Here is a 26,080-nt window from a genome sequence, read left to right as displayed (position 1 = left end):
ATATAATGGAATAAGCTTATTTTAAAAAGGGGGACATTATTTTGACAACAGCCAAGGAACTGCTTAAGCAAAGGTACTATGAGCCAATTAAGGAGCAACCCGAATTATTTGTGGGGATTGAGTTGGAATACCCAGTTGTTAATTTGAGTGGTAATGCTACAGATGTCTCTCTTACAAAACAGTTACTAGTCCATCTCTTGGATAATTTTGATTTTCAAGCTGATAAGTATGATTCTGATAATAATCCTATTCAGCTTATCGATAAAGCTTCTGGAGACATGATTCTTTTTGAAGTTTCGTACAATACGATCGAGTTTGCTTTTGCAAAGGCTGAGAGAATTTCTGAGGTAGAGGAACGTTTGGATACTTACCTCGGTATAATCCAACCTTATCTTCAGAATCATAATCATGAGTTGCAAGGTTGGGGAGTGAATCCAAACTGGGAAAAAAATGACAACAGACCTGTTAAATCTCCTCGTTATGAGATGCTTATGGATTTTCTCGAGCTATCTAAAGCAAAGAAGGATCCTTTCTTTCATGATTATCCAGAATATGGTTCTTTCATCTGTGGGAGTCAGGTACAGTTAGATGTTTCAAAAACGTCCTATTTAAGGGTTTTAAATGCTTTTAATCAAATAGAGGGACCCAAGGCAGTATTATTGGCAAACTCTGAATTTTGGGGTTCTGATTGGGATTTAGCGCTTTCTCGTGATGTTTTCTGGGAGAATTCCATGCATGGTGTGTTTGAGGAAAATGCAGGGGTATTTCCCAAGGTGTTTAAGAGCGAAGATGACTATTTTTCTTACTTGTCTGAGACAGCCATTTTTACCGCTAAGCGTGGTGACGAAACCTACTATTTTGAACCAATACGTGCTAAAGACTATCTAAGTACATCATCTGTTAAAGCACACTCTATTCATGGTGAAGTAGTCACTATTGAGCCAAGTGAGGAAGATTTTAAGACTCACCGTTCTTATCAATTCCAAGATTTAACGACGCGAGGGACGATTGAGTTTCGTAGTGTTTGTACCCAACCTTTCTCATCAACCTTTGCACCAGCAGCCTTTCACCTTGGTCTTTTAGTCAATTTGGAAAATCTGGAAAATATTTTGAATGACTCCCCTTTTTTTGAAGTATTTGACTATGATTTTCCTAGAATTCGTCGTTTATTTTCGAAAAAGGATATTTCTGCTACAGATCTCAAAATGATTTTACCTTTGACAGAATCGCTATTGTCTTGTGCTGAGGATGGCTTAAAATCGCGTGGTTTTGGAGAAGAAGTCTACTTAGCTCCCCTTAGAGAGAAATTAGATAAACTGAATAAGAGTTTAGCTTAACCTTTGATAAAAGATATACATAGATAACTTTTGCTAAAAAATTTAAAAAAGGCAAAAAAGTATTGACGTCAGCAAACAATAAATGGTATTATATAGTAGTTGTTTCGAAAGAGACAAGAGAAAGTTATAAAAACTTTCAAAAAAAGTATTGACACGAGTTGTCAATCTTGATATAATAACTAATGTTGTTAGCGGAAATGGCGGAATTGGCAGACGCGCAGGACTAAGGATCCTGTGACCGCTTTAGGTCGTGAGGGTTCAAGTCCCTCTTTCCGCAGAGTAACCAGTCAGATGACTGGTTTTTTTGTATTAAAAAATCAAAACGCTTACAAATTGTAGAAAAGCTAGTTTTTTGAGTCTAATTGTGATAGAATAAACTTGTAAACGGGTTCAAACCCAAAAAAATATAGGAGGCCTTTATAATGGCAATCGTTTCAGCAGAAAAATTTGTCCAAGCAGCTCGTGATAATGGTTACGCAGTTGGTGGATTTAACACAAACAACCTTGAGTGGACTCAAGCTATCTTGCGTGCAGCAGAAGCTAAACAAGCTCCAGTACTTATCCAAACTTCTATGGGTGCAGCTAAGTACATGGGTGGTTACAAATTGTGTAAAGTCCTTATCGAAGAATTGGTTGAATCAATGGGTATCACTGTACCAGTTGCTATTCACCTTGACCACGGTCACTACAATGACGCTTTGGAATGTATCCGTGTAGGTTACACTTCAGTTATGTTTGACGGTTCACACCTTCCAGTTGAAGAAAACCTTGAAAAAGCAGCTAAAGTTGTTGAATTTGCACACGCTAACGGTGTATCAGTTGAAGCTGAAGTTGGTACAATCGGTGGTGAAGAAGATGGTATCATCGGTGATGGTGAATTGGCACCAATCGAAGATGCTAAAGCTATGGTTGCAACTGGTATCGACTTCCTTGCAGCAGGTATCGGTAACATCCACGGTCCTTACCCAGAAAACTGGAGCGGACTTCACCTTGACCACTTGCAAAAATTGACAGAAGCTGTTCCTAACTTCCCAATCGTATTGCACGGTGGATCAGGTATTCCTGATGATCAAATCCAAGAAGCTATCAAACTTGGTGTTGCTAAAGTTAACGTTAACACTGAATGTCAAATCGCATTTGCTAACGCAACACGTAAATTTGTTGCTGAATACGAAGCAAATGAAGCAGAATACGACAAGAAGAAACTCTTCGACCCACGTAAATTCTTGAAACCAGGTTTCGAAGCTATTACAGAAGCTGTTGAAGAACGTATCGACGTATTCGGTTCAGCAAACAAAGCTTAGTTGAAAAAAAGAACAAGGTCTTTTCTGGATCTTGTTTTTTTGTACCCAATAAATAGTTAGTGTCTGCGAATCAATCTGTGATTGGGAGCAAACAAAGCTTAATTAGACTATATAAGCTTGAAATGAAAGGGTTTGTCCAATATGGACAAGCTTTTTTTTTTATGTTTTGCCACAGATTTGCCACACTTTCTAAATGTCAGTCCCTTTTGATTATAGATGTAGTGCAAACAAAGCGCAATTAGGCTATTAAAACAAGGTCCTTTCTGGGTCTTGTTTTTTTTGCACCCAAATAAATAGTTAGTATCTGCGAATCAATCTGTGATTGAGAGGAAACAAATTTTAAAGATTGGATATCACTTAGGTCGATAGATTCTATTTCCTAACTTTTTAAGATATGCTATAATATGAATATGTTTGATAATTATATTGTACCTGTATTTTTTGGTGGTGGAGCTCTTGCTCTGCTAGGTTTAGTGTTATTTGGTTGGGCCTTGCCTTCATTTTTGAAGGGTAAGTGGTCTTATTTGATTTCTTTGCTAGGTTTAGGTTTGGTTGCTTTTGCCTATTTTGATGCGGCGATTGTTATCACTTATAAAATCTGGCTTGGATTGCTAGGTGTCATCATGATTGGTTGGGGACTTCCTTTTAACAATCGCAAGGGACGCCGTGCGATGACTATTTTCTGGGCTGTCATGGCAATCGTTGTAGGTATTGCTGCTATTGCATTCACTATTGCTTATGGTGTTATTAACCGCCACTAACATGAAACTGTAAAACATGCTATAATAATGGCATGTTTTATTTTATGACCCTATCATTTATTATCATGCCTGCCTTGGGCTGCTTCTTAATAGGCTTGGCTTTTGCTAAACCAGATCGTTGGGACTATTCTTGGATCTTATCCTTAATAGGTTTGGCGGCCTTTATTTCTTCTTTTTGGCATATAACACGTGTAGATTTATGGTTTATGCTAAGTTATAGTGTTGGTCCTTTTTTGATGGGATTTGGTTTCTCCTGGGACCTAAGTAAGAAACGTCGTAGGCAGTTATTATTATTAGGGGCATTTTTCCTTGTCTTTTTTGTGATTCTGTACTATCTTATTGTGCGAATCCTGAATACAGCTGTTGTCTAAAGGAGGGCTGTTGTGATGTTGCTAGATTTAGAAGAGAAGACACGTGTGCTTGTAGAAGATATTGTTGAACGTTCAGCTATTGGGAGAGGAGCTATCTTTGTCTTGGGCCTGTCTTCCAGTGAGGTTGCTGGTGGGACTATCGGCAAAGCCTCTAGCCGCGAAATTGGTCAACGAATTGTGAAAACTATTCTTGAGGTTTTGGAACCTAAAGGGATTTATTTGGCTGTTCAGGGCTGTGAACATTTGAATCGTGCTTTGGTTGTCGAGCGTGAGCTTGCCATGGCTAAAGATTTGGAAATTGTTAATGTTCTTCCTACCTTGCACGCTGGGGGAAGTGGTCAGCTGGCTGCTTTCGACTATATGAAGGATCCTGTTGAGGTGGAGGAAATTGTCGCTCAGGCTGGTATTGATATTGGGGATACCTCTATTGGTATGCATGTGAAGAGGATCCAAGTTCCTCTTCGTCCGATTATTCCAGAATTAGGCGGTGCCCATGTGACTGCTTTGGCGAGTCGTCCTAAGTTAATTGGTGGCGCTCGTGCGGAGTATCTAGCAGATCCTATTCGTAAAAACTAAAAAGTATCGGACATTCTTGTCCGATACTTTTTCTGTTAGCTGAGCTTTTCGTTTTAATGATGGCGCTTGGCATAATCAACAAATTTGAATTTTTCAAGTTTGTGGCGACTTTCCGTAAATTGGAACTGTTTTCCATTGTTTAAATAAACTTTTGAACGGACACAGACGACGTGCTGGTCCTTACCTAGGTCGATAAGAATCTTATCTTGATCGGTAGCGTTATCGATAGTGATTTCTTTAAAGGCGTGGGAAATGCTAAGGTTGAGTTGATTCTCAATGTAGTCGTAAATAGAGTATTCAGCAATGCTACGGTTTAGTTGCGGAACAAGGCTGGCGTCTAGGTAATCAATATCTATAACAGAGGCACAGCTACCAACGACTCTTTGACGAACAACACGCCAGATCTGTCGGCTATTAGAAAAACCAGTTCTTTCTGAGAGTTTGGAATCAACGATGATTTTATCCAGAGAAATAACGTTGGTTTGCGAATTAAGGCCTTGTTGTTCTATTAGTTCTTGGTAACTAGTAAGGTCAGATACAGGAAAGTTGATTTGTTCCTGGTTAATAACCTGAGAACCAGAGCCATGAATTTTTTTGACCAAGCCTTCTTCAACGAGTAAGGTTAACGCCTTTCGTATAGTGTCTCGACTAACCTGGTAAGATTGAACCAGTTCTTGCTCAGTGGGGAGGAAGTCTCCCACTTGATACTTTTGCTCATGGATAGCTTTTTCTAAATCCTTATAAATAATCTGATATTTTTTCATCTTTCTCCTCATTTGTAGGTAAAAAAACATACAACCGATGTTTTTTTACAAAAATATGTTAAAAAAATCCCGGAACACTTGCAGACAAATTTGTAATCGTTTACAATCAGTTTATCAAGTCAAATAGATATTGTCAAAAAAGAAAAGGAGATTCAAATGGGTAAATTTGAACAAGAAGCAAAAGATCTGCTTACTGCAATCGGTGGTAAAGAAAATGTGACTGCTGTTACTCACTGTGCGACGCGCATGCGTTTCGTTCTTGGTGATGACAAGAAGGCAGATGTGAAAACAATCGAAGCCATTCCTGCTGTTAAGGGGACTTTCACCAATGCAGGTCAATTCCAAGTTATCATTGGTAATGATGTACCAATCTTTTATAACGATTTCACTGCTGTATCAGGGATTGAAGGTGTTTCTAAAGAAGCTGCTAAATCAGCTGCCAAGAGAAACCAAAACCCAGTTCAGCGTGTTATGACAACCTTGGCGGAGATCTTTACGCCTTTGATTCCAGCTTTGATTGTTGGGGGGCTTCTTCTTGGTCTGCAAAATGTCTTGGGTAGTATCCAATTCAGTAATCTAGGTGGTAAAACAATTGTTGAGGTCTCGAAATTCTGGGAAGGTGTTAATGAAATTGTTTCAGTCATCAGTGGTGCTATCTTTGGTTTCTTGCCAGTAGGTATCACATGGTCTGTCTCTCGTAAGATGGGGACAAGTCAAATTCTTGGTATTGTACTTGGGATTTGCTTGGTTCATCCTAGCTTGCTTAGTGCCTATGAATATGCGGCTCACAAGGCTGCAGGAGATATTCCACACTTTATCCTTGGTTTTGAAAAAGTTGGTTACCAAGGACAAGTTATTCCTGCCCTCTTGGCTGGTTTAACACTTTCTTACCTTGAAATTTTCTGGCGTAAATACATTCCAGAAGTTATCTCAATGATTTTTGTACCACTCTTGTCATTGGTTCCAGCAGTTATCCTTTCTTACGCTGTTCTTGGTCCAATTGGTTGGTGGCTTGGAGGCCTTATCTCAGGTGTGGTATTGGCCGGTTTGACTGGTCCTGTTAAATGGCTCTTCGGTGCAATCTTTGGTGCCATCTATGCACCATTTGTTATCACTGGTCTTCACCATATGACTAATGCGATTGACCTTGAGTTGGTGCGTACTGCTGGTGGTACTGGTTTATGGCCAATGATTGCTCTCTCTAACATTGCACAGGGTTCAGCAGTATTTGCTTACTACTTTATTAAACGTCACGATGAACGTGAAGCACAAATTTCACTTCCGGCAACTATTTCAGCTTATCTTGGTGTTACTGAACCAGCACTTTTTGGTGTTAACGTTAAGTATGTCTATCCATTAGTAGCAGGTATGTCTGCGTCTGCCTTGTCAGGCTTGCTTTCAGCGGTTTTTGGAGTTCAAGCAAACTCTATTGGTATCGGTGGTCTTCCAGCAATCCTCTCAATTAAACCTCAATATTGGGCAATCTTTGCGATTATTATGATTGTTGATATTGTAGTTGCTATGGTATTGACATTCCTCTTCCACAAAACTGGATTTTTAACGAAAACAGAGGAAGATGGGCATGCACAAGAAGCGCTTAAAGAAGCTTCAGAAGGTTTGGTACGACCAACGGTTCTTACTGAGTCAGCAGAGGTTGTTAGCCCACTTGCTGGCCAAGTTAAACCACTTAGTCAAGCCACAGACCCAGTCTTCTCATCAGGTGTAATGGGTCAAGGTGTCGTGATTGAACCAAGCCAAGGCGAATTGGTTTCACCAGTAAATGGTACAGTGACAGTACTCTTCCCAACTAAGCACGCAGTCGGCATTGTTTCTGAAGAAGGTGTTGAAATGCTAATGCACATTGGTATGGATACGGTTAGTCTTGACGGAAAAGGTTTTAAGGCTCATGTTGAACAAGGTGATAAAGTTGTTGTTGGTCAACAATTGATTAGCTTTGATATGGATGTTATCAAAGAAGCTGGTTTGGTCACTGAGACTCCAGTAATCATTACAAATCAAGATGATTTCCAAGCAGACGTAGAAGGGGATCTTCCACGTGATATCAAACGTGGTGAAGTTCTCATGATCGCTCATCGAACAAAATAAGCTAAGGGGTGGAAACGTTACGGTCCACCCTTTGATAAAAAAGAGGTTAAATAAATGGCATTAGATAAAACAAAGGTCGTATACCAAATTTATCCAAAATCATATAAGGACACGACAGGAAATGGAATCGGTGATTTCAGAGGAATCATTGAAAAGATTCCTTATCTAGCAGAGTTGGGCGTGGATATGGTTTGGCTCAATCCTTTCTATCCAAGCCCACAACGTGACAATGGTTACGATATTTCAGACTACACAGCCGTCAACCCTGTCTTTGGGGATATGGCTGATTTTGAAGAAATGGTCCGTGTCGCTAAAGAGCACAAGATTGACTTCATGCTAGACATGGTGCTTAACCATTGCTCAACGGAGCATGAGTGGTTCCAAAAAGCATTGGCTGGTGACAAGTATTACCAAGATTTCTTCTTCATTCAGGACCAACCAACCGATTGGTTATCTAAATTTGGTGGTTCTGCCTGGGCTCCTTTTGGAGATACAGGGAAATACTATCTTCACCTCTTTGATGAAACACAGGCAGACCTCAATTGGCGAAATCCCAATGTCCGCAAGGAGTTGTTCAAAGTGGTCAACTTCTGGCGTGACAAGGGCGTCAAAGGATTCCGTTTCGATGTAATCAATTTGATTGGGAAAGATGAGGTCTTGGTGGATTGCCCTGAAAATGAAGGGAAACCAGCTTATACGGATAAACCAATTGTCCATGACTATCTTCGTATGATGAATGAAGCGACATTTGGTTCTGATGATAGCTTTATGACAGTTGGAGAGATGTCATCGACAACCATTGACAACTGTGTTTTGTATTCAGCACCGGAGCGCCACGAGTTGTCTATGGCCTTTAACTTCCATCATCTGAAAGTCGACTATGAAGATGGTCAAAAATGGACCATTACTTCATTTGATTTTGAAGAACTTAAACGTCTCTATCATACCTGGGGCAAGGAAATGAGTGAACGTGGTGGTTGGAGTGCCCTTTTCTGGAATAACCATGACCAACCTCGTGCCTTGAATCGCTTTGTAGATATCAAGAACTTCCGCAATGAAGGAGCGACCATGCTCGCAGCTAGCATTAACTTGTCACGTGGGACCCCTTATATCTATATGGGCGAAGAAATCGGCATGATTGATCCAGACTATGATTCGATGGCAGATTATGTGGATGTCGAGTCCATCAATGCTTACCAGATGCTTTTGGATCAAGGTAAGTCACCTGAGCAGGCCTTCCAAATCATTCAAGCCAAATCCCGTGATAATTCACGTACGCCTATGCAATGGGATGCTTCTGAAAATGCAGGTTTTTCAACAGGCACTCCATGGTTGAAAGCTGGTAAATCTTACAAAGACATTAACGTTGAAAATGAAATCGACGGACCAATCTTTACCTTCTATAAAGAATTGATTCGCTTGCGCAAAGAAATGCCGATTATTTCAGAAGGTAGCTACTTGCCAGCACTGGAAGATAGTCAACAAATCTACGCTTTTGAACGTCATTTAGACGGTCAAAAACTTTTGGTACTCAATCATTTCTATGGAAGTGAAGTCGAAGTAGCGATTCCAGAAGACTACCAAACAGGGCGCGTGCTCTTGTCCAACTATGCCGATGCAGAGCTTGCTGAAAAGGTAATTCTTAAGCCTTATCAAACCCTAGCAATCTTAGTTAAATAAGCCAAACTTTCCTCAGTAAATGCTTTTGCTGGGGAATTTTGTTATAATGAAAGCACTTTTAATGTTGATGGAGGAAGTGTAATGACACGCTTACAAGATGATTTTTACCATGCGATTAATGGTGAGTGGGAAAAGACAGCAGTGATTCCAGATGACAAACCACGTACAGGTGGTTTCTCAGATTTAGCAGATGAAATTGAAGACCTCATGCTTGAAACAACTGATCAATGGTTGGCAGGAGAGAATGTTCCTGACAATGCCATTCTACAAAATTTTATTAAGTTTCACCGTATGGCTGCGGACTTTGACAAACGTGAGGCAGTGGGTATCGAGCCTGTTAAGCCTTTGATTGAAGAATACAAGCAACTCTCGTCATTTTCAGAATTTGCTTCGAAAATTGCTGACTACGAGATGGCCGGTAAACCTAATGAGTTTCCTTTCGGTGTGTCTCCGGATTTTATGAATGCTCAATTAAATGTTCTCTGGGCTGACGCACCAGGTATTATTTTGCCTGATACGACCTATTATACGGAGGATAATGAGAAGGGTAAGGAGCTTTTAGAAATTTGGCGTGAGACGCAAGAAGAACTCTTGGAAAAATATGGCTTTACAGCTGAGGAAATCAAAGATATCTTGGATAAGGTTATCGCCCTTGATGCTAAGTTGGCCAAGTATGTCCTTTCGCGCGAAGAATCTTCAGAGTATGTAGAGCTCTACCACCCATATGATTGGGCAGATTTTACCAAGCTAGCACCAGAACTCCCACTTGATAACATCTTCACAGAAATCTTGGGTCAAGTACCTGATAAGGTTATAGTTCCTCAAGAGCGCTTCTGGACAGAATTTGCGGCGGAATACTATTCAGAAGATAATTGGGAGCTACTTAAGGCGAGCCTACTTATCGATGCTACGACAATTTGGAATGCCTATTTGACAGACGAGCTTCGTGTCTTGGCTGGAAAATATGGTCGTGCGCTTTCAGGAACACCACAAGCCATGGAAAAGAAAAAGGCTGCCTTCTATTTGGCACAAGGCCCTTACAATCAAGCTCTAGGACTATGGTATGCAGGTGAAAAATTCTCACCAGAAGCAAAAGCAGACGTTGAAGCCAAAGTGGCAACCATGATTGATGTTTATAAATCACGCCTTCAAACAGCAGATTGGTTGGCTCCTGAGACACGTGAAAAGGCTATTACGAAACTCAATGTCATCACACCTCATATCGGTTATCCAGAAAAACTACCTGAGACATATGATAAGAAGATTATTGATGAGAACTTGTCACTTGTTGAGAATGCACAGAAGTTAGTCGAAATTTCAGTTGCACATAGTTGGAGCAAGTGGAATCAACCTGTTGATCGTAGTGAGTGGCATATGCCTGCCCACATGGTTAATGCTTACTATGATCCACAGCAGAACCAAATTGTTTTTCCAGCAGCTATCCTTCAAGCACCTTTCTATGACCTTCACCAATCGTCATCAGCCAACTACGGTGGTATTGGCGCTGTCATTGCTCATGAGATTTCCCATGCCTTTGACACAAACGGTGCTTCCTTTGATGAGAACGGTAGTCTTAAGAATTGGTGGACTGAAGAGGACTATGCAGCCTTTAAGGAACGTACTGACAAGATTGTTGATCAGTTTGAGGGCTTGGATTCTTATGGTGCCAAGGTCAATGGTAAATTGACTGTTTCTGAGAATGTTGCTGACCTCGGTGGTGTAGCCTGTGCCTTAGAGGCCGCTAAACGAGATAAAGATTTTTCAGTTCGTGAGTTCTTTGTTAATTTTGCGACAATCTGGCGTATGAAAGCACGTGAAGAATACATGCAAATGTTAGCTAGCGTGGATGTGCATGCTCCAGCTAAATGGCGCACCAATGTTATCGTGAGCAACTTCGACGAATTCCACAAGGAATTTGACGTCAAAGAAGGCGACGGCATGTGGCGTGCCCCAGAAGATCGTGTGATTATTTGGTAATAATGATGAAATCTGTCCAAAAATGGATGGATTTCTTTATTTTTGTCGTTGTAAGGGTTTACATAACGACTAGAAAACGCTATAATATACTTGTGTTAAAGCTTGTGAAGTTTTTAACAAGTATTCAAAGGAGTTTCATATGACTAAACAAACTAAAGATGTTCAAACAGTAATTGATGAATTGGCAACAAAGGGTGTTGAAGCCCTTGATGCTATGGCTAACTTTACGCAGGAGCAAGTGGACCATATTGTTCACCAAGCTGCGATTGCTGCCCTAGATAAACACATGTATTTGGCAAAATTGGCCGTTGATGAAACAGGGCGCGGTATTTATGAAGATAAAGCCATCAAGAACATGTATGCTTCTGAATACATTTGGAATAGTATTAAATATGATAAAACTGTAGGCGTTATTGCTGAAGATAAAGAACAAGGCTTGATTTCTATTGCTGAGCCAGTCGGTGTTATCTGTGGGGTTACACCAACAACTAACCCAACTTCAACAACCATTTTCAAAGCACTTATTGCTCTTAAGACACGTAACTCTATCATTTTTGCCTTCCACCCATCAGCTCAAAAATCATCTGCAGAGGCTGCTCGTATTGTTCGTGATGCAGCTATCGAAGCAGGTGCACCTAAGGACTGCATCCAGTGGATTGAAGAGCCATCTATCGAGGCAACTGGTCTTTTGATGAACCATCCTAAGATTGCTACAGTACTTGCGACTGGTGGACCTGGTATGGTTAAGGCTGCTTATTCAACTGGTAAACCAGCGCTTGGTGTAGGAGCCGGAAACGTCCCATCTTATATTGCTGCTGATGCTAAGGTTAAACGTGCTGTCAACGATATCATCGTTTCAAAAACTTTTGATAATGGTATGATTTGTGCTTCTGAACAAGCAGCTATCGTTGATGCAGCTATCTATGACGAAGTTAAGGCTGAATTTGAAGCACATCAATGTGTCATCATTTCTAAAAAAGCTGACATTGCTAAATTGGAAAAAGTTATTCTTAATGAAGCTCGTACAGCTGTAAATGGTGCCATTGTAGGTCACTCAGCTATTGAAATTGCTGAAAAAGCTGGTCTTAAAGTTCCTGCAGGTACAAAATTGCTTTTGGCAGAAATTCCAGATGCAACAATGGAACACCCACTTGCCTTGGAAAAATTGTCTCCAGTACTTGCTCTTATCAAATCTGACGGCGTTGAAGATGGTTTCAAAAAAGCAGAAGGTATGCTCAATTTGGGTGGTCTTGGACACACAGCTGTTATCCACACTGAAAATGAAGAGCTCCAACTCCAATATGGTATCCGCATGAAAGCCTGCCGTGTCTTGGTAAATAGCCCATCAGCTGAAGGTGGTATCGGTAATATCTACAACAACATGATTCCATCATTGACTCTTGGTTGTGGTTCACATGGTCATAACTCAGTGTCACACAATGTTAGCTCATTCGATCTCTTGAATGTCAAAACATTGTCAAAGCGTCGCAATAACATGCAATGGTTTCGCGTCCCACCAAAAATCTTCTTCGAAAAAGATTCAATAACTTACTTGCGTCACACTGAAGCTGAGCGCGTGATGTTGGTTTGTGACCCTGGTATGGTTCAGTTTGGTTATGCAGACTTGGTTAAACGCCAATTGGAACTTAACCGCCACAGACCGGCAGTAGATGTTTTCTCAGATGTTGAGCCAAACCCATCTACTAATACCGTTTATAAAGGTTTGGAACGCTTTGTAGATTTTCAACCAGATGTAATCATCGCTCTTGGTGGTGGTTCTGCAATGGACGCTGCTAAGGCTATGTGGATGTTCTTTGAACACCCAGATGTAAGCTTCTTCGGTGCTAAACAAAAATTCTTGGATATCCGTAAACGTACTTACAAGATTCCTTACGCTCAGAAGACACAATTCATCTGTATCCCAACAACTTCAGGGACAGGTTCAGAAGTAACGTCATTTGCGGTTATCACTGATAGTGAAACTCATATCAAGTACCCATTAGCAGATTATGCTTTGACTCCGGACATTGCTATCGTTGACCCTGCTTTGGTTATGAGTGTACCTGCCAGCGTTACAGCAGATACAGGTATGGACGTTTTGACTCACGCCATTGAATCTTATGTATCAGTCATGGCTAGCGACTATACACGTGGGCTTTCACTTCAAGCGATTAAACTTGTGTTTGAAAATCTTGAACATTCTTACCGCTTTGGTGATGAAGAATCACGTGAAAAGATGCATAATGCGTCAACAATGGCTGGTATGGCCTTCGCCAATGCTTTCCTTGGTATCAACCACTCACTAGCTCATAAGGTTGGTCCTATGTTTGACATTCCACACGGACGTACTAATGCGATTTTGATGCCTCACGTTATCCGTTACAACGGTCGTGATCCTCAAAAACACGCTATGTTCCCTAAATATGACTACTTCCGTGCAGACAAAGATTACGCAGATATCGCTCGTTTCATGGGATGGGGTACTGACAAGCAATCAGATGCTGAATTGGTTGAAGTTTTGGCACAAAAAGTATACGAATTGGGTATTGCCGTTGGTATTGCCATGAACTGGAAGGGACAAGGTGTTACTAAGAAACTTCTTCAAGACACTGCCTATACTTTGGCCGAACATGCTTATGAAGACCAATGTACAACAGCTAATCCGAAAGAACCACTTATTTCAGAATTGAAAGAAATCATCGAAATTGCCTTTGATTATAAAGGATAAGCGATAGACTAAAGTAGCTCTATAGGGGCTACTTTTTTTGCTAGAAACCTTCTATATTAGAGTGTTTATCCAAATTAAAAATAAAGTACTTTCCCGAATAAGATAGAAAAACGCTTTAAGAATTGTTATAATAACCTTACAGCGAGATAAGGAGATTCCTATGACAAAAGAAGAAGGACTTAGTTTGGGTGAAACATCACATCCTCTCAAGTCTCGTGAATTGAAGCCACCAGTGGCTTCTGCAGCAGGAAATAGAGCGACTAATAAGTTTAAAGAGTTTAATGCTGATAGGATGGTGAGTGTTCAATTCAATCCTAGTCAACAAGTAAAAGAATCAAAGGAGCCAGTAACCTCAAAGAATATTGTGGGGATGGTATCAGGTGTGATTGCAGCGATACTCACCATACTTTTGATTGTTTGTCTCGTGATGGGATACCGTTATCGAGCCGCAAGCATTGAGGGCGATTGGACAAGCCCAACCTTTAGTGAGAAAATGTTAGCCACTCTGAAAGATACTGCTAATACTAAGAATAAAGTTAGTAATGCTTTACCACAAGGTCAAGATCTTATCACCGATATCAATACAGTAATAAGTATTACTGACAATAAGGCTCACTTAAAAGTGAGCTTTGTTTACAATCGTAAAGGGCTTTATCAGGCTTACCAGAGTAGAGTTACTGAATTGAAAGGTCAGTACGGCGAGGAGTTCTCGGAGGTTTTTGATAGTTATTCATTGTCAGAAAAAGACTACTATAAACAGTTTGATGAGACAGTGAAGAAAGAACTTCCAAAGAGTTATACCTACGATGCCAAAACCGGTCGTGTCACAACAACTGCTTTTACGGGTGATATTAACCGTTGGGAGCAAACAATCACTGTGGATAAGGCTGGAGATTCAGATGCTTTTAAAAAAGGTGATGTATTAGATTATACGCCTAACAATGGAGGCTTTACTATTAAGGCACACAGTGAATTTGGTGACATTAGCTTTACAAAAAAATAAATAAAAAAGGAAATTAAAGGGGAAGATAAATGACAAGAGCAGAATGGTTGGACTATTTTGAAACGGTAAACGGACGTAAGCCGAGTGTTCAGGAAATGGCGGATGCTTTGAAAGCTGGGGAGTTTGTTAATGAAGCACCGGCTAAAACTGAAGATACAGTTACTACTGAACCTATTAAGGTTGAGGCAGAAATCGTCGAGACAAGTACTAGTCCTCTACCAACTGAAACGGCACCAGTAGTAACAGCAACTGCACCTTCTACGGTTCCTTTTCCAGAAGGACAAGCAGCTATGGCAAATTTGGCTCCTAAAAAACCAATGGATCCCAAAAAGAAAAAACGCATCCTAGTCTCAGTTTTGTCAGCAGTAGTCCTTGTTTTCTTATGTATCGGTGGCTTTATGACTTACCGTTATGTGACAGGTAATATTGATGGCAAATGGTACAGTAGTTCTCTAGGTAGAGAGTATAGCTCAAGCATGTCTGAAAGTTTGACAGACTTGGATAGTAAGGAGCTTGAAAAGTACTTTAAAGATACTGCTGTAACCATGAAAGTAAAGGGTAGCAATGCGAAGGTGACTGCTAGCTATACTTTTGATAAGAAAACCTATATCAAGGACTATCGTGAGAGGGTTCAGAAGTCCTTCTCAGCCTTTGGAGATTTATTTAAAGCCTTCTATGGAGATTCTTTTGAAAACTATTATAGCGAGGAAACCATAGAAAAAGAACTTGATGAAGCTCTTGAAAAAGCTGCGAAAGATAATGGTCAAAAGTATGATTCGAAGACAGGCGAAACAACAACAACCCTTTTCAAAGGGAAGGTTAGTCGCTTGGGACATAAGATGACTGTTACTTCTGTCAACAAAGATGTTGATATCGATGGTCTCAATGTGAAAAAAGGTCAAGAGCTAAAAGTGACTAAAAAAGACAAGAAAGTAACGCTTAGTGGTGATGGTAAATCAAAAGATATTACTTTCTCAACTAAGAATGACACCAAAGATAAATTTTAAAATGACATCCGGAATCGCTATTCCGGATTTTTTCATGTCTTTGAGGGAAGAGAATAAGGTGATATCCGAATGATTTTCTCACGAGTCACAATACGTGTAGAAATATTCTGACAATTATGCTACAATAGAGCCACAGACTATCTAAAAAGAGGATTTACCATGACACTTGTATACCAATCAACACGTGACGAAAATAATAAAGTAACTGCCAGTCAAGCTATTCTTCAAGGTTTGGCAACAGATGGTGGCTTGTTCACACCATTGTCAATACCTGAGGTTGCTTTGGACTTTGATCAATTGAAAGATGCTTCTTACCAAGAAGTTGCTAAATTGGTCTTGTCAGCTTTCTTGGATGATTTTACGGAAGAGGAATTAGATTACTGTATCACAAATGCTTATGACGACAAGTTTGATACAGCTGCTATTGCACCAGTAGTTAAACTTAAGAACCACTACAACCTTGAACTTTTCCATGGTTCTACTATCGCTTTCAAAGATATGGCCCTTTCAATCTTGCCTTACTTGCTAACAACATCAGCTAAAAAGCAAGGTGTTGATAATAAGATTGTTATCTTGACAGCGACATCAGGTGATACTGGTAAGGCTGCTATGGCTGGTTTTGCAGATGTTCCTGGAACTGAAATTATTGTCTTTTATCCAAGAGACGGTGTTTCAAAAATCCAAGAATTGCAAATGACCACTCAAACAGGAGCTAACACTCACGTTATTGCCATTGATGGTAACTTTGATGATGCCCAAACCGATGTGAAACGTATGTTTAATGATGTTGACTTGCGTGAGAAATTGTTGGCTCATCATACGCAATTCTCATCAGCTAACTCAATGAACGTCGGTCGTTTGGTACCACAAGTGGTTTACTATGTATATGCCTATGCGCAGTTGGTTAAGGCAGGTCATATCCAAAACGGAGATAAGGTTAACTTCACAGTACCAACAGGAAACTTTGGTAATATCTTAGCGGCTTATTATGCACGTCAGATTGGTGTTCCTGTTGGCAAATTAATCTGTGCTTCTAATGAAAATAACGTCCTCACAGACTTCTTCGCAACGGGTACTTATGACAAGAAACGTGACTTCAAGGTAACGACAAGTCCTTCTATGGATATCTTGGTATCTTCTAACTTGGAACGTTTGATTTTCCACCTTCTTGGTAATGATGCTGCTAAGACTAAAGAGCTCATGGATGCACTTGTGACTAAGGGCGAGTATACTTTGGCTGGTGCAGATAAAGATATTCTTGATTTGTTTGCAGCAGGTTTTGCAACTGAGGATGAAACAGCTGCTGAAATTAAACGTGTCTATGATGAAAACAAGTATATCGAAGATCCTCATACAGCGGTTGCCTCAGCTGTTTACGAGGCATATGTTCAAAAGACAGATGACCACACCCCTACAGTTATCGCTTCAACAGCTAGCCCATATAAATTCCCACGTGTTGCTATTTCAGCTGTCACTGGTAAAGACAGTGGGGATGATTTCAAAGCAGTAGAAGATTTGCACCAACTTTCAGGTGTAGCTATCCCAGCTGCTGTAGATGGACTTGAACATGCGGAAGTTCGCCATAAAACAGTTGTTGCGGCAGCTGATATGCAAAAAGCAGTTGAAAGCTATCTTGGTGTATAAGAATAAAAAAATAGGAGCTGAGAAATCAGCCCTATTTTTATCAATATAGAAGAGAATATTATGACAGAAACAAAGAAAATTCTAAACATAGCCTTGCCTGCTATGGCCGAAAACCTTCTACAAATGTTGATGGGGGTTGTCGATTCTTACCTAGTGGCCCAGGTTGGTATTGTCGCTATATCGGGGGTTTCCGTAGCCAATAATATCATTACGATTTACCAAGCTATCTTTATTGCTCTAGGAGCCTCAAGTGCCAGTGTCATTGCCAGAAGTTTAGGAAAAGGTGATGTTAAAGCGACTAACCGAGACACTTGGGATGCTATTATTATTACCCTTGCTCTTAGTCTCATCCTTGGTCTACTTTCCATTTTTGGTGGTGGGGCCATTCTTAATCTTTTAGGTACTGAGCAATCTGTGACTCAGGCTGGTAGTCTCTACCTTGCTCTTGTCGGTGGAGGAGTGGTCTTCTTAGCCTTGATGACTACTTTTGGTAACATCCTACGGGCCAAGGGACGGCCTCGTATTTCCATGGTCGTCAGTCTTTTGACCAATGTTCTTAATGCTATTTTATCTTCTTTAGCCATCTTTGTGGGACATTGGGGGATTATTGGGGTAGCTACAGCTACGGTTTTCTCTCGTCTGGTTGGGACAGTGATACTCTGGCAAGCGATGAAACTAGATGTGAAGCAGCTTGAAATTACCAAACCTTTTAATAGAGAGTTGTTGGGGATTGCACTGCCAGCAGCAGGTGAACGACTGATGATGCGTGCTGGAGATGTGGTCATCGTGGCTATTATTGTTACCTTTGGTACAGCCGTTGTCGGTGGTAACGCCATTGGTGAAAACCTCACTCAGTTTAACTATATGCCTGGTATGGGAGTCGCAACGGCTACGGTTATCTTGGTTGCCAATAGTCTGGGTCGAGGGGATAAGACGCAGATGAAGCGTATTATACAAGAGTCTTATTGGATTTCCACCTTCTTGATGGTTCTGGTTTCAGGGAGTATCTTGCTCTTTGGCCAAGGATTATCAGGTCTCTTTACAGATAATAAAGCAGCTATTGCGGCTAGCCAGGTAGTTATTCTTTATTCTTTCCTTGGGAATCCTGTGACCTCGGGGACTCTAGTCTACACAGCAGTTTGGCAAGGTCTTGGTAAGGCTAAGATGCCTTTCTATGCAACAACTATTGGGATGTGGATTATCCGAATTTTCTCAGGATATTTCCTTGGGGTGAGTCTGGGAATGGGTCTTGCGGGTGTTTGGATTGCAACCGTTGTTGATAATGTATGGCGTGCGGTCTTCCTCTATGTGATGTACCGTCGTTATCTCATAAAGAGAAAGTTTTAACGATAAATATTGAGGAGATACTCTTATTCAAAGGGTATCTTCTTCTTATTTTTTACAAGTAAGCTCGAATATGGTAAAATAAGCTGATAAAAACTTTTTGAGGTAGTAATTATGACTGTAAAAATCAATACAAAAGATGGTCAAATCGAATTGTCAGATGATGTCATCGCAACAGTAGTTGGCGGTTCAGCAACAGAAATTTTTGGCGTTGTCGGTATGGCAAGTAAGAGTGCTATCCGAGATAATTTTCAAGCACTTCTTGGAAAGGAAAACTACGCAAAAGGAGTTGTCGTGAAATCTACTGATGCAGGTATCACTGTGGATGTTTACACTGTTATGAGTTACGGTGTTAAGATTAGTGAGGTTTCAAAAAATATTCAAGAACGTGTGAAATTTAATCTTGAGAATCAACTCGGTATCAAGGCTGAAACAGTAAATGTTTACGTTCAAAATATTAAAGTCGTAGGAGAAAACTAGTGTCTAAAATTACAACAAGCTTGCTTCAGGAGATGGTCCAAGCGGCAGCAACACGTTTAGGTAAGCAAGCAGAATATGTGAATTCACTCAATGTCTTCCCAGTACCAGATGGAGATACTGGAACAAACATGGGAATGACTATGGATAACGGAGCCAAAGCTGTCGCAGATCAATCAGCTTCAACAGTTGGTGAAGTTGGTCAGATTTTATCTAAAGGTCTTTTGATGGGTGCCCGTGGTAACTCGGGTGTTATCACATCACAATTGTTCCGTGGATTTGGTCAAAGTATCAAGGATAAAACGGAACTTGACGGCCAAGATTTAGCTCATGCCTTCCAAGCAGGTGTTGAAGTTGCTTATAAAGCAGTTATGAAACCTGTCGAAGGAACAATCCTTACAGTATCACGTGGTGCAGCTTCAGCAGCGATTAAGAAAGCTGAATCTACAAATGATGCTGTTGAGGTTATGCGTGCAGCTCTCGATGGAGCTAAAGCTGCTTTGGCTAAGACACCAGAGATGCTTCCAGTTTTGAAAGAAGTTGGTGTGGTAGACTCAGGTGGTCAAGGTTTGGTCTTCATTTATGAAGGTTTCTTGTCAGCCCTCACAGGTGAGTATATCGCTTCAGAGGACTTCCAAGCGACACCTGCTACGATGACAGAGATGATTAATGCAGAACACCATAAGTCAGTTGCTGGTCATGTTGCAACAGAAGACATTACCTTCGGTTACTGTACGGAAATCATGATTGGTCTCAAACAAGGTCCGACTTATGTGAAAGACTTTGACTATGAAGAGTTCCAAAATTACTTGAGTAACCTTGGGGATTCTCTTCTTGTGGTTAACGACGATGAAATTGTAAAAGTTCACGTCCATACAGAGGATCCAGGTCTTGTCATGCAAGAAGGTCTTAAATATGGGGCTCTTGTTAAAGTTAAGGTTGACAACATGCGTAACCAACACGATGCACAAGTTCAAAAAGAAGAAGCTATCCAAGCTGCACCTTCTGCTCCTAAAGACTTTGCCCTTATTGCAGTTGTTGCTGGAGATGGACTTGCAGATATCTTCAAATCACAAGGTGTTGACTATGTGATTTCAGGTGGTCAAACAATGAACCCATCAACAGAAGATATTGTTAAGGCTATTGAACAGGTCAATGCTAAGAATGTAATCATCTTGCCAAACAATAAAAACATCTTTATGGCAGCGCAATCAGCTGCTGAAGTAGTAGATGTCAATGCGGCTGTTGTTGAAACACGTACAGTTCCACAAGGATTTACAAGTTTGCTCGCTTTTGATCCTAGCCAAAGTATCGAAGCTAATGTTGAAGCTATGACAGCTAGTCTTTCAGATGTAACAAGTGGTAGCGTGACATTGGCGGTACGTGATACAACTATTGATGGTCTTGAGATTCATGAAAATGATATCCTTGGTATGGTGGATGGTAAGATTCTTGTGTCTACACCAGATATGGACCAAGCCCTTCTTGACACCTTTGACAAGATGATTGACGAAGACAGTGAAATTGTTATGATTTACGTCGGCGAAGAAGGTAATCAAGAACAAGCTCAAGCACTTGCGGAAAAATTGGAAGAGGCTCACGAAGATATCGAAGTTGAAATCTTCCAAGGAGACCAACCAGTTTATCCATACCTCTTCAGTGTTGAATAATTTTGAATAATCATTTAGGAAGTCTTAGGGCTTCCTTTTTGTTTTGTCAGTTTTGATATAGCAGGGATATCTTTTTGGAATTACAAAAATATTCTGAAAATTCCTTGACATTACTTTCCAAAGTGGTAACATATGTTGTAAGAAATTTTATAGATTGAAGGTAACATCATGAGAAGTGATATGATCAAAGTTGGTGTTGATAAGGCACCAGCACGTGGACTTTTGTATGCGACTGGGCAAGTTAAATCTGCCAATGACATGCAAAAGCCCTTCATTGCTATTTGTAACTCTTATATTGATATTGTTCCAGGGCATGTTCACTTGCGTGAATTAGCAGATATTGCCAAGGAAGCTATCCGTGAGGCTGGCGGTATTCCTTTTGAGTTTAATACCATTGGTGTGGATGATGGGATTGCCATGGGGCATATTGGGATGCGTTACAGTCTTCCATCTCGTGAATTGATTGCCGATTCTGCAGAAACAGTTATTAATGCCCACTGGTTTGACGGGGTTTTCTACATTCCTAACTGTGATAAGATTACACCAGGGATGATTTTGGCGGCCATGCGTACTAATGTGCCAGCAGTATTTTGTTCTGGTGGCCCTATGAAGGGTGGCGTTGACATGACTGGTCACCAAGCGACGCTATCAAGTTTGTTTGAAGCTGTAGGTACCTATCAGGCTGGAGATATGAGCAAGGAAGAGCTCGATTATTTGGAGAAAAATGCTTGTCCAACTTGTGGTTCATGCTCAGGAATGTTTACCGCTAACTCAATGAACTGTTTGATGGAAGTTTTGGGCCTTGCCCTTCCAGGTAACGGTACTATCCTAGCCGTTTCAGATGAACGCCGTGAATTGGTTCGTCAAGCAGCCACAAAATTGATGGATAACATCAAAAATAATGTTCGCCCACGTGATATTGTGACCAAAGAAGCCATCGATGATGCGTTTGCTTTAGATATGGCCATGGGTGGTTCAACCAATACTGTTCTTCATACGCTTGCTATTGCGCGTGAGGCCGGTATTGACTATGATCTTAAAGACATTAACGAGATTGCCAAGAAGACACCTTATCTCTCTAAAATTGCACCTTCAAGTGTTTACACTATGCATGATGTCCATGAAGCTGGTGGTGTTCCAGCCATTATTAATCAGTTGATTAAAAAAGGAGCCATTAAGGGTGATCGTATTACAGTTACTGGTAAGACTTTGAAAGAAAACGTAGCTGGTGCTGAAATCAAAAATGAAGAAATTATCCATCCAATTGAGCATCCTATCTCACCAGTTGGTGGTTTGTCTATCCTTTACGGAAATATTGCTCAGGATGGAGCGGTTATCAAGGTCGGTGGTGTAGATCCGTCTGTTAAAACTTTCCGTGGTAAAGCTATTTGTTGTGATTCACAAGATCAGGCCCTTGAGTTGATTGATAATGGAACAGTTAAGAAGGGCCATGTCGTTGTCATTCGTTACGAAGGTCCTCAGGGTGGACCCGGTATGCCAGAAATGTTGGCACCAACTTCTAAGATTGTCGGACGCGGTCTAGGTAAGGATGTGGCACTGATTACGGATGGTCGTTTCTCAGGAGCTACTCGTGGTATTGCTATTGGTCACGTTTCTCCAGAAGCAGCAGAAGGTGGTAATATCGCCCTAATCGAAGATGGCGATGAAATCGTGATTGACCTACCAAATCGTACCCTTGATCTGCTTGTCGATGATGGAACTCTTGAAGAACGTCGTAAACATTTGAAACCTTTCAAATCAAAAATTTCAAGTGGTTGGTTGCGTCGCTATACAGCCTTTGCTAAATCAGCCAATGTCGGCGGGACTTTGATGAGTGACGAAGAATTCGAAGAACGTAAAGCAGAACGTCAAGCACAAGAAAAAAACTAAGAACATTCTTTCCGAAGAGTTTGTGATATTTTTCTCCGAAACCCTTGCAAATTTGGTTAAAAATGTTATCATAGTATACAAGGTTTTGAATTTTTAGACAATTCGAAAAAAACAACTACTAAAGGAGGTCCATGTGAAGAAAATTGAACTTGAAGAAGCACGCTCTGGTGCTGATTTAATTCTAGATACACTTCTTGAACTTGGGATTTCAACTATCTTTGGATATCCTGGCGGAGCGGTTCTTCCTTTGTATGATGCTATTTACAAAAATGACAAGATTAATCATATCTTATCTCGTCATGAGCAAGGAAGTCTGCACGAAGCTGAAGGTTATGCCAAATCAACTGGTAAACTCGGTGTTGCTCTTGTAACGAGTGGTCCTGGTGCCACTAATGCTATTACAGGGATTGCAGATGCTATGAGTGATAGCGTACCTCTCCTAGTCTTTACTGGTCAGGTCGCAACACCAGGTATTGGTAAGGATGCCTTCCAAGAGGCTGACATTGTCGGAATTACCATGCCGATTACAAAATACAATTATCAGATTCGCGATACAGCTGATATTCCTCGTATTATTAGGGAAGCGGTTCATATTGCAACAACTGGCCGACCTGGTCCAGTTGTTATCGACCTCCCTAAAGATGTCGTAGCTAAGGAAACAGCCTTCATCAACAATCCTGAAATTAATCTTCCAAGTTACCAACCGACGCTAAGACCAAACGAAATGCAAATCAAGAAAATCTTGAAGCAGTTGGGTAAAGCTAAAAAGCCGGTTATTGTAGCTGGAGGTGGGGTGTCTTATTCTGAATCTGCTAAGGAGCTAGTTGCTTTTGCAGAACGCTACCAAATCCCAGTTGTTACAAGTCTTTTAGGACAAGGGACAATTGCTACTAGTCATCCCCTCTTCTTGGGTATGGGTGGTATGCACGGTTCATATGCAGCTAACATTGCTATGACCGATGCTGACTTTATGATTGCTATTGGTTGTCGTTTTGATGACCGTTTGACAGGTAATCCTAAAACATTTGCTAAGAATGCCAAGGTTGTCCATATTGATGTAGATCCAGCTGAGATTGGTAAAATTATTGCAGTGGACCTTCCAGTTGTTGGTGATGCCAAGCAAGCTCTTGAAATGCTCTTAGCAGAACCAGTGGTTAAGAATAACACTGAAAAATGGATTGAAAAAGTTACAAAAGACAAAGAGCGTGTACGTTCTTACGATAAGAAAGAACGTATGGTACAGCCTCAGGCAGTTATCGAGCGTATCGGTGAATTGACTAAGGGTGACGCGGTTGTTGTTACTGACGTTGGTCAACATCAAATGTGGACAGCTCAGTATTATCCATACCAAAATGAGCGTCAATTGGTGACCTCAGGTGGTCTTGGAACAATGGGATTCGGTGTCCCAGCAGCAATTGGTGCTAAAATTGCTAATCCTGATAAAGAAGTTATCCTCTTTGTTGGTGATGGTGGTTTCCAAATGACGAATCAAGAATTGGCTATCTTAAATATTTACAAGGTGCCAATCAAGGTTGTTATGTTGAATAACCACTCACTTGGTATGGTACGTCAATGGCAAGAGTCCTTCTACGAAGGGCGTACATCAGAGTCTGTCTTTGATACCCTTCCAGATTTCCAATTGATGGCTCAAGCTTACGGCATTAAGTCTTATAAGTTTGATAATCCAGAGACAATTGATCAGGATTTGGAAGTTATCAAGGAAGACGTGCCAATGTTCATCGAGGTGGATATCTCTCGTAAAGAGCATGTCTTGCCAATCGTTCCGGCTGGTAAGAGTAATCACGAAATGTTGGGGGTGAAGTTCAATGCGTAGAATGTTAACAGCTAAACTTCAGAACCGTTCAGGTGTCCTTAACCGCTTCACAGGTGTTCTTTCACGACGTCAAGTTAACATTGAAAGTATCTCTGTAGGGGCTTCTGAGGATCCTAACGTTTCACGTATTACGATTATTATTGATGTGAATTCTCAAAATGAAGTGGAACAAATCATCAAACAGCTTAATCGTCAGATTGATGTGATTCGCATCCGTGATATCACGGATCAGCCACACTTGGAACGTGAAGTTATCCTAGTTAAGGTATCAGCACCAACCTCTAAACGTGCTGAAATCTTGGCGATTATTCAACCTTTCCGTGCTTCGGTGGTTGATGTGGCACCAAGCTCTATCACTATCCAGATGACTGGTGATGCTGAAAAGAGCGAGGCGCTTCTACGAGTTATTCGTCCTTACGGAATCAAGAATATCGCTCGTACGGGTGCTACTGGATTTACCCGTGATTAAAAAATCCAACTTAAATTTGTTAACCCAGCCTTAAAAAGGCAATAAATTATTTTTTTTAGAAAAGAGACATATTACTATGGCAGTTCAAATGGAATATGAAAAAGACGTAAAAGTAGCAGCACTTGACGGTAAAAAAATCGCCGTTATCGGTTACGGTTCACAAGGTCATGCGCATGCACAAAACTTGCGTGATACAGGTCACGATGTGATCATCGGTGTTCGTCCAGGTAAATCATTTGATAAAGCTAAGGAAGATGGTTTTGATACTTACACAGTAGCAGAAGCAACTAAATTGGCTGATGTTATCATGATCTTGGCTCCAGACGAAATCCAACAAGAACTTTACGAAGCAGAAATTGCTCCAAACCTTGAAGCTGGTAATGCTGTTGGTTTCGCACACGGATTTAACATCCACTTCGAATTCATCAAAGTTCCTAAAGATGTTGATGTCTTCATGTGTGCTCCTAAAGGACCTGGTCACTTGGTACGTCGTACATTTGAAGAAGGTTTTGGTGTTCCTGCACTTTACGCAGTATACCAAGATGCTACAGGTAACGCTAAAGACATCGCTATGGACTGGTGTAAAGGTGTTGGTGCAGCACGTGTTGGTCTTCTTGAAACAACATACAAAGAAGAAACTGAAGAAGATTTGTTTGGTGAACAAGCAGTTCTTTGTGGTGGTTTGACTGCCCTTATCGAAGCTGGTTTTGAAGTCTTGACTGAAGCTGGATATGCTCCAGAATTGGCTTACTTTGAAGTGCTTCACGAAATGAAATTGATCGTTGACTTGATCTACGAAGGTGGATTCAAGAAAATGCGTCAATCAATTTCAAACACTGCTGAATTCGGTGACTACGTATCAGGTCCACGTGTTATCACTGAACAAGTGAAAGAAAATATGAAAGCAGTTCTTGCTGACATCCAAAACGGTAAATTCGCTAACGACTTCGTTAACGACTACAAGGCTGGACGTCCAAAACTTACTGCTTACCGTGAAGAAGCTGCTAACCTTGAAATCGAAAAAGTTGGTGCTGAATTGCGTAAAGCAATGCCATTCGTTGGTCAAAACGACGACGACGCATTCAAAATCTATAACTAATGTGATAGTCTCGAAAACCAGCCTAGTGCTGGTTTTTTT

At 40.8% G+C, this 26,080-nt stretch carries 19 protein-coding genes, 1 tRNA gene and 1 pseudogene; 20 read left to right on the top strand and 1 reads right to left on the bottom strand.

Features of this window, described 5'->3' with window-relative positions:
• The first annotated feature begins 41 nt into the window (after positions 1 to 41).
• From O3670_RS06035 to O3670_RS06010, 6 genes are all read left to right on the top strand, one after another.
• A complete protein-coding gene (locus O3670_RS06035) occupies positions 42 to 1,337 on the top strand; it encodes a glutamate-cysteine ligase family protein (protein ID WP_175061548.1) in 1,296 nt (431 codons plus the stop codon).
• Between the two features lie 191 nt (positions 1,338 to 1,528).
• Positions 1,529 to 1,614, top strand: a tRNA-Leu gene (locus tag O3670_RS06030).
• Positions 1,615 to 1,759: 145 nt separating this feature from the next.
• Complete coding sequence (locus O3670_RS06025; RefSeq protein WP_002885816.1) at positions 1,760 to 2,641, top strand: class II fructose-bisphosphate aldolase; 882 nt, start codon at positions 1,760 to 1,762, stop codon at positions 2,639 to 2,641.
• Positions 2,642 to 3,045: 404 nt separating this feature from the next.
• Positions 3,046 to 3,402 carry a hypothetical protein gene (locus O3670_RS06020; RefSeq protein WP_002892073.1) on the top strand — a complete coding sequence of 119 codons (357 nt, stop codon included), beginning with the start codon at positions 3,046 to 3,048 and terminating at the stop codon, positions 3,400 to 3,402.
• 32 nt (positions 3,403 to 3,434) lie between these two features.
• Positions 3,435 to 3,773, top strand: coding sequence for a hypothetical protein (locus O3670_RS06015; RefSeq protein ID WP_080978435.1), 339 nt, complete (start codon positions 3,435 to 3,437; stop codon positions 3,771 to 3,773).
• A 15-nt stretch (positions 3,774 to 3,788) separates the two neighbouring features.
• Positions 3,789 to 4,349 carry a TIGR01440 family protein gene (locus tag O3670_RS06010; protein ID WP_048790852.1) on the top strand — a complete coding sequence of 187 codons (561 nt, stop codon included), beginning with the start codon at positions 3,789 to 3,791 and terminating at the stop codon, positions 4,347 to 4,349.
• A 53-nt stretch (positions 4,350 to 4,402) separates the two neighbouring features.
• On the opposite strand, the gene treR is transcribed toward O3670_RS06010, so the two are convergent.
• On the bottom strand, positions 4,403 to 5,113 hold the full coding sequence (gene treR / locus O3670_RS06005) for a trehalose operon repressor (RefSeq protein WP_048790853.1): 711 nt from the start codon (positions 5,111 to 5,113) through the stop codon (positions 4,403 to 4,405).
• A 156-nt stretch (positions 5,114 to 5,269) separates the two neighbouring features.
• Here treR and treP point away from each other — a divergent pair, with 156 nt between their 5' ends.
• The 14 genes and pseudogenes from treP to ilvC all read left to right on the top strand — a co-directional run bounded on the left by treP (position 5,270) and on the right by ilvC (position 26,041).
• Positions 5,270 to 7,219, top strand: coding sequence for a PTS system trehalose-specific EIIBC component (gene treP, locus O3670_RS06000; RefSeq protein WP_371595898.1), 1,950 nt, complete (start codon positions 5,270 to 5,272; stop codon positions 7,217 to 7,219).
• Between the two features lie 54 nt (positions 7,220 to 7,273).
• On the top strand, positions 7,274 to 8,899 hold the full coding sequence (gene treC, locus O3670_RS05995) for an alpha,alpha-phosphotrehalase (protein WP_048790855.1): 1,626 nt from the start codon (positions 7,274 to 7,276) through the stop codon (positions 8,897 to 8,899).
• Positions 8,900 to 8,980: 81 nt separating this feature from the next.
• Positions 8,981 to 10,876, top strand: coding sequence for a M13 family metallopeptidase (locus O3670_RS05990; protein ID WP_371595897.1), 1,896 nt, complete (start codon positions 8,981 to 8,983; stop codon positions 10,874 to 10,876).
• Positions 10,877 to 10,991: 115 nt separating this feature from the next.
• Positions 10,992 to 13,604: pseudogene (adhE, locus tag O3670_RS05985) on the top strand (bifunctional acetaldehyde-CoA/alcohol dehydrogenase); the annotation flags it as partial.
• Positions 13,605 to 13,764: 160 nt separating this feature from the next.
• Positions 13,765 to 14,607, top strand: coding sequence for a hypothetical protein (locus O3670_RS05980; RefSeq protein ID WP_107372406.1), 843 nt, complete (start codon positions 13,765 to 13,767; stop codon positions 14,605 to 14,607).
• A 29-nt stretch (positions 14,608 to 14,636) separates the two neighbouring features.
• Positions 14,637 to 15,614, top strand: a complete 978-nt coding sequence (locus O3670_RS05975) for a hypothetical protein (protein WP_080610986.1) — start codon at positions 14,637 to 14,639, stop codon at positions 15,612 to 15,614.
• Between the two features lie 159 nt (positions 15,615 to 15,773).
• A complete protein-coding gene (gene thrC, locus O3670_RS05970; protein WP_195918088.1) occupies positions 15,774 to 17,258 on the top strand; it encodes a threonine synthase in 1,485 nt (494 codons plus the stop codon).
• A gap of 60 nt (positions 17,259 to 17,318) precedes the next feature.
• Positions 17,319 to 18,605: an MATE family efflux transporter gene (locus O3670_RS05965; RefSeq protein WP_371595896.1), complete on the top strand. Its 1,287-nt coding sequence runs from the start codon at positions 17,319 to 17,321 to the stop codon at positions 18,603 to 18,605.
• 111 nt (positions 18,606 to 18,716) lie between these two features.
• Positions 18,717 to 19,082, top strand: a complete 366-nt coding sequence (locus tag O3670_RS05960) for an Asp23/Gls24 family envelope stress response protein (protein ID WP_002885694.1) — start codon at positions 18,717 to 18,719, stop codon at positions 19,080 to 19,082.
• Positions 19,082 to 20,749, top strand: coding sequence for a fatty acid kinase ATP-binding subunit FakA (gene fakA / locus O3670_RS05955; RefSeq protein ID WP_014635125.1), 1,668 nt, complete (start codon positions 19,082 to 19,084; stop codon positions 20,747 to 20,749). The genes O3670_RS05960 and fakA overlap by 1 nt, the downstream gene beginning before the upstream one ends.
• A gap of 168 nt (positions 20,750 to 20,917) precedes the next feature.
• Positions 20,918 to 22,639: a dihydroxy-acid dehydratase gene (gene ilvD, locus O3670_RS05950; protein WP_073686007.1), complete on the top strand. Its 1,722-nt coding sequence runs from the start codon at positions 20,918 to 20,920 to the stop codon at positions 22,637 to 22,639.
• Positions 22,640 to 22,772: 133 nt separating this feature from the next.
• Complete coding sequence (locus tag O3670_RS05945; RefSeq protein WP_073686006.1) at positions 22,773 to 24,473, top strand: acetolactate synthase large subunit; 1,701 nt, start codon at positions 22,773 to 22,775, stop codon at positions 24,471 to 24,473.
• Positions 24,466 to 24,942, top strand: a complete 477-nt coding sequence (ilvN, locus tag O3670_RS05940) for an acetolactate synthase small subunit (protein WP_002887025.1) — start codon at positions 24,466 to 24,468, stop codon at positions 24,940 to 24,942. Before O3670_RS05945 ends, ilvN begins: the two co-directional genes overlap by 8 nt.
• Positions 24,943 to 25,018: 76 nt before the next feature.
• The gene (ilvC, locus tag O3670_RS05935; protein ID WP_002885764.1) at positions 25,019 to 26,041 is read left to right on the top strand and encodes a ketol-acid reductoisomerase; all 1,023 of its coding nucleotides are present in this window, start codon (positions 25,019 to 25,021) and stop codon (positions 26,039 to 26,041) included.
• Positions 26,042 to 26,080: the final 39 nt, after the last annotated feature.

Source organism: Streptococcus sp. 27098_8_74 (assembly GCF_041431705.1).
Taxonomy (GTDB): domain Bacteria; phylum Bacillota; class Bacilli; order Lactobacillales; family Streptococcaceae; genus Streptococcus; species Streptococcus salivarius_E.
This window is presented reverse-complemented; position numbering and strand designations above follow the sequence as displayed.

Coding starts and splice junctions, on each gene's coding strand:
- O3670_RS06010 (WP_048790852.1), top strand. CDS start 3,789: ATGTTGCTAGATTTAGAAGAGAAGACACGTGTGCTTGTAGAAGATATT.
- O3670_RS05990 (WP_371595897.1), top strand. CDS start 8,981: ATGACACGCTTACAAGATGATTTTTACCATGCGATTAATGGTGAGTGG.
- O3670_RS05965 (WP_371595896.1), top strand. CDS start 17,319: ATGACAGAAACAAAGAAAATTCTAAACATAGCCTTGCCTGCTATGGCC.
- O3670_RS06020 (WP_002892073.1), top strand. CDS start 3,046: ATGAATATGTTTGATAATTATATTGTACCTGTATTTTTTGGTGGTGGA.
- O3670_RS05980 (WP_107372406.1), top strand. CDS start 13,765: ATGACAAAAGAAGAAGGACTTAGTTTGGGTGAAACATCACATCCTCTC.
- O3670_RS05960 (WP_002885694.1), top strand. CDS start 18,717: ATGACTGTAAAAATCAATACAAAAGATGGTCAAATCGAATTGTCAGAT.
- ilvN (WP_002887025.1), top strand. CDS start 24,466: ATGCGTAGAATGTTAACAGCTAAACTTCAGAACCGTTCAGGTGTCCTT.
- ilvC (WP_002885764.1), top strand. CDS start 25,019: ATGGCAGTTCAAATGGAATATGAAAAAGACGTAAAAGTAGCAGCACTT.
- O3670_RS05975 (WP_080610986.1), top strand. CDS start 14,637: ATGACAAGAGCAGAATGGTTGGACTATTTTGAAACGGTAAACGGACGT.
- ilvD (WP_073686007.1), top strand. CDS start 20,918: ATGAGAAGTGATATGATCAAAGTTGGTGTTGATAAGGCACCAGCACGT.
- O3670_RS06015 (WP_080978435.1), top strand. CDS start 3,435: ATGTTTTATTTTATGACCCTATCATTTATTATCATGCCTGCCTTGGGC.
- treC (WP_048790855.1), top strand. CDS start 7,274: ATGGCATTAGATAAAACAAAGGTCGTATACCAAATTTATCCAAAATCA.
- treR (WP_048790853.1), bottom strand. CDS start 5,113: ATGAAAAAATATCAGATTATTTATAAGGATTTAGAAAAAGCTATCCAT.
- O3670_RS06025 (WP_002885816.1), top strand. CDS start 1,760: ATGGCAATCGTTTCAGCAGAAAAATTTGTCCAAGCAGCTCGTGATAAT.
- treP (WP_371595898.1), top strand. CDS start 5,270: ATGGGTAAATTTGAACAAGAAGCAAAAGATCTGCTTACTGCAATCGGT.
- thrC (WP_195918088.1), top strand. CDS start 15,774: ATGACACTTGTATACCAATCAACACGTGACGAAAATAATAAAGTAACT.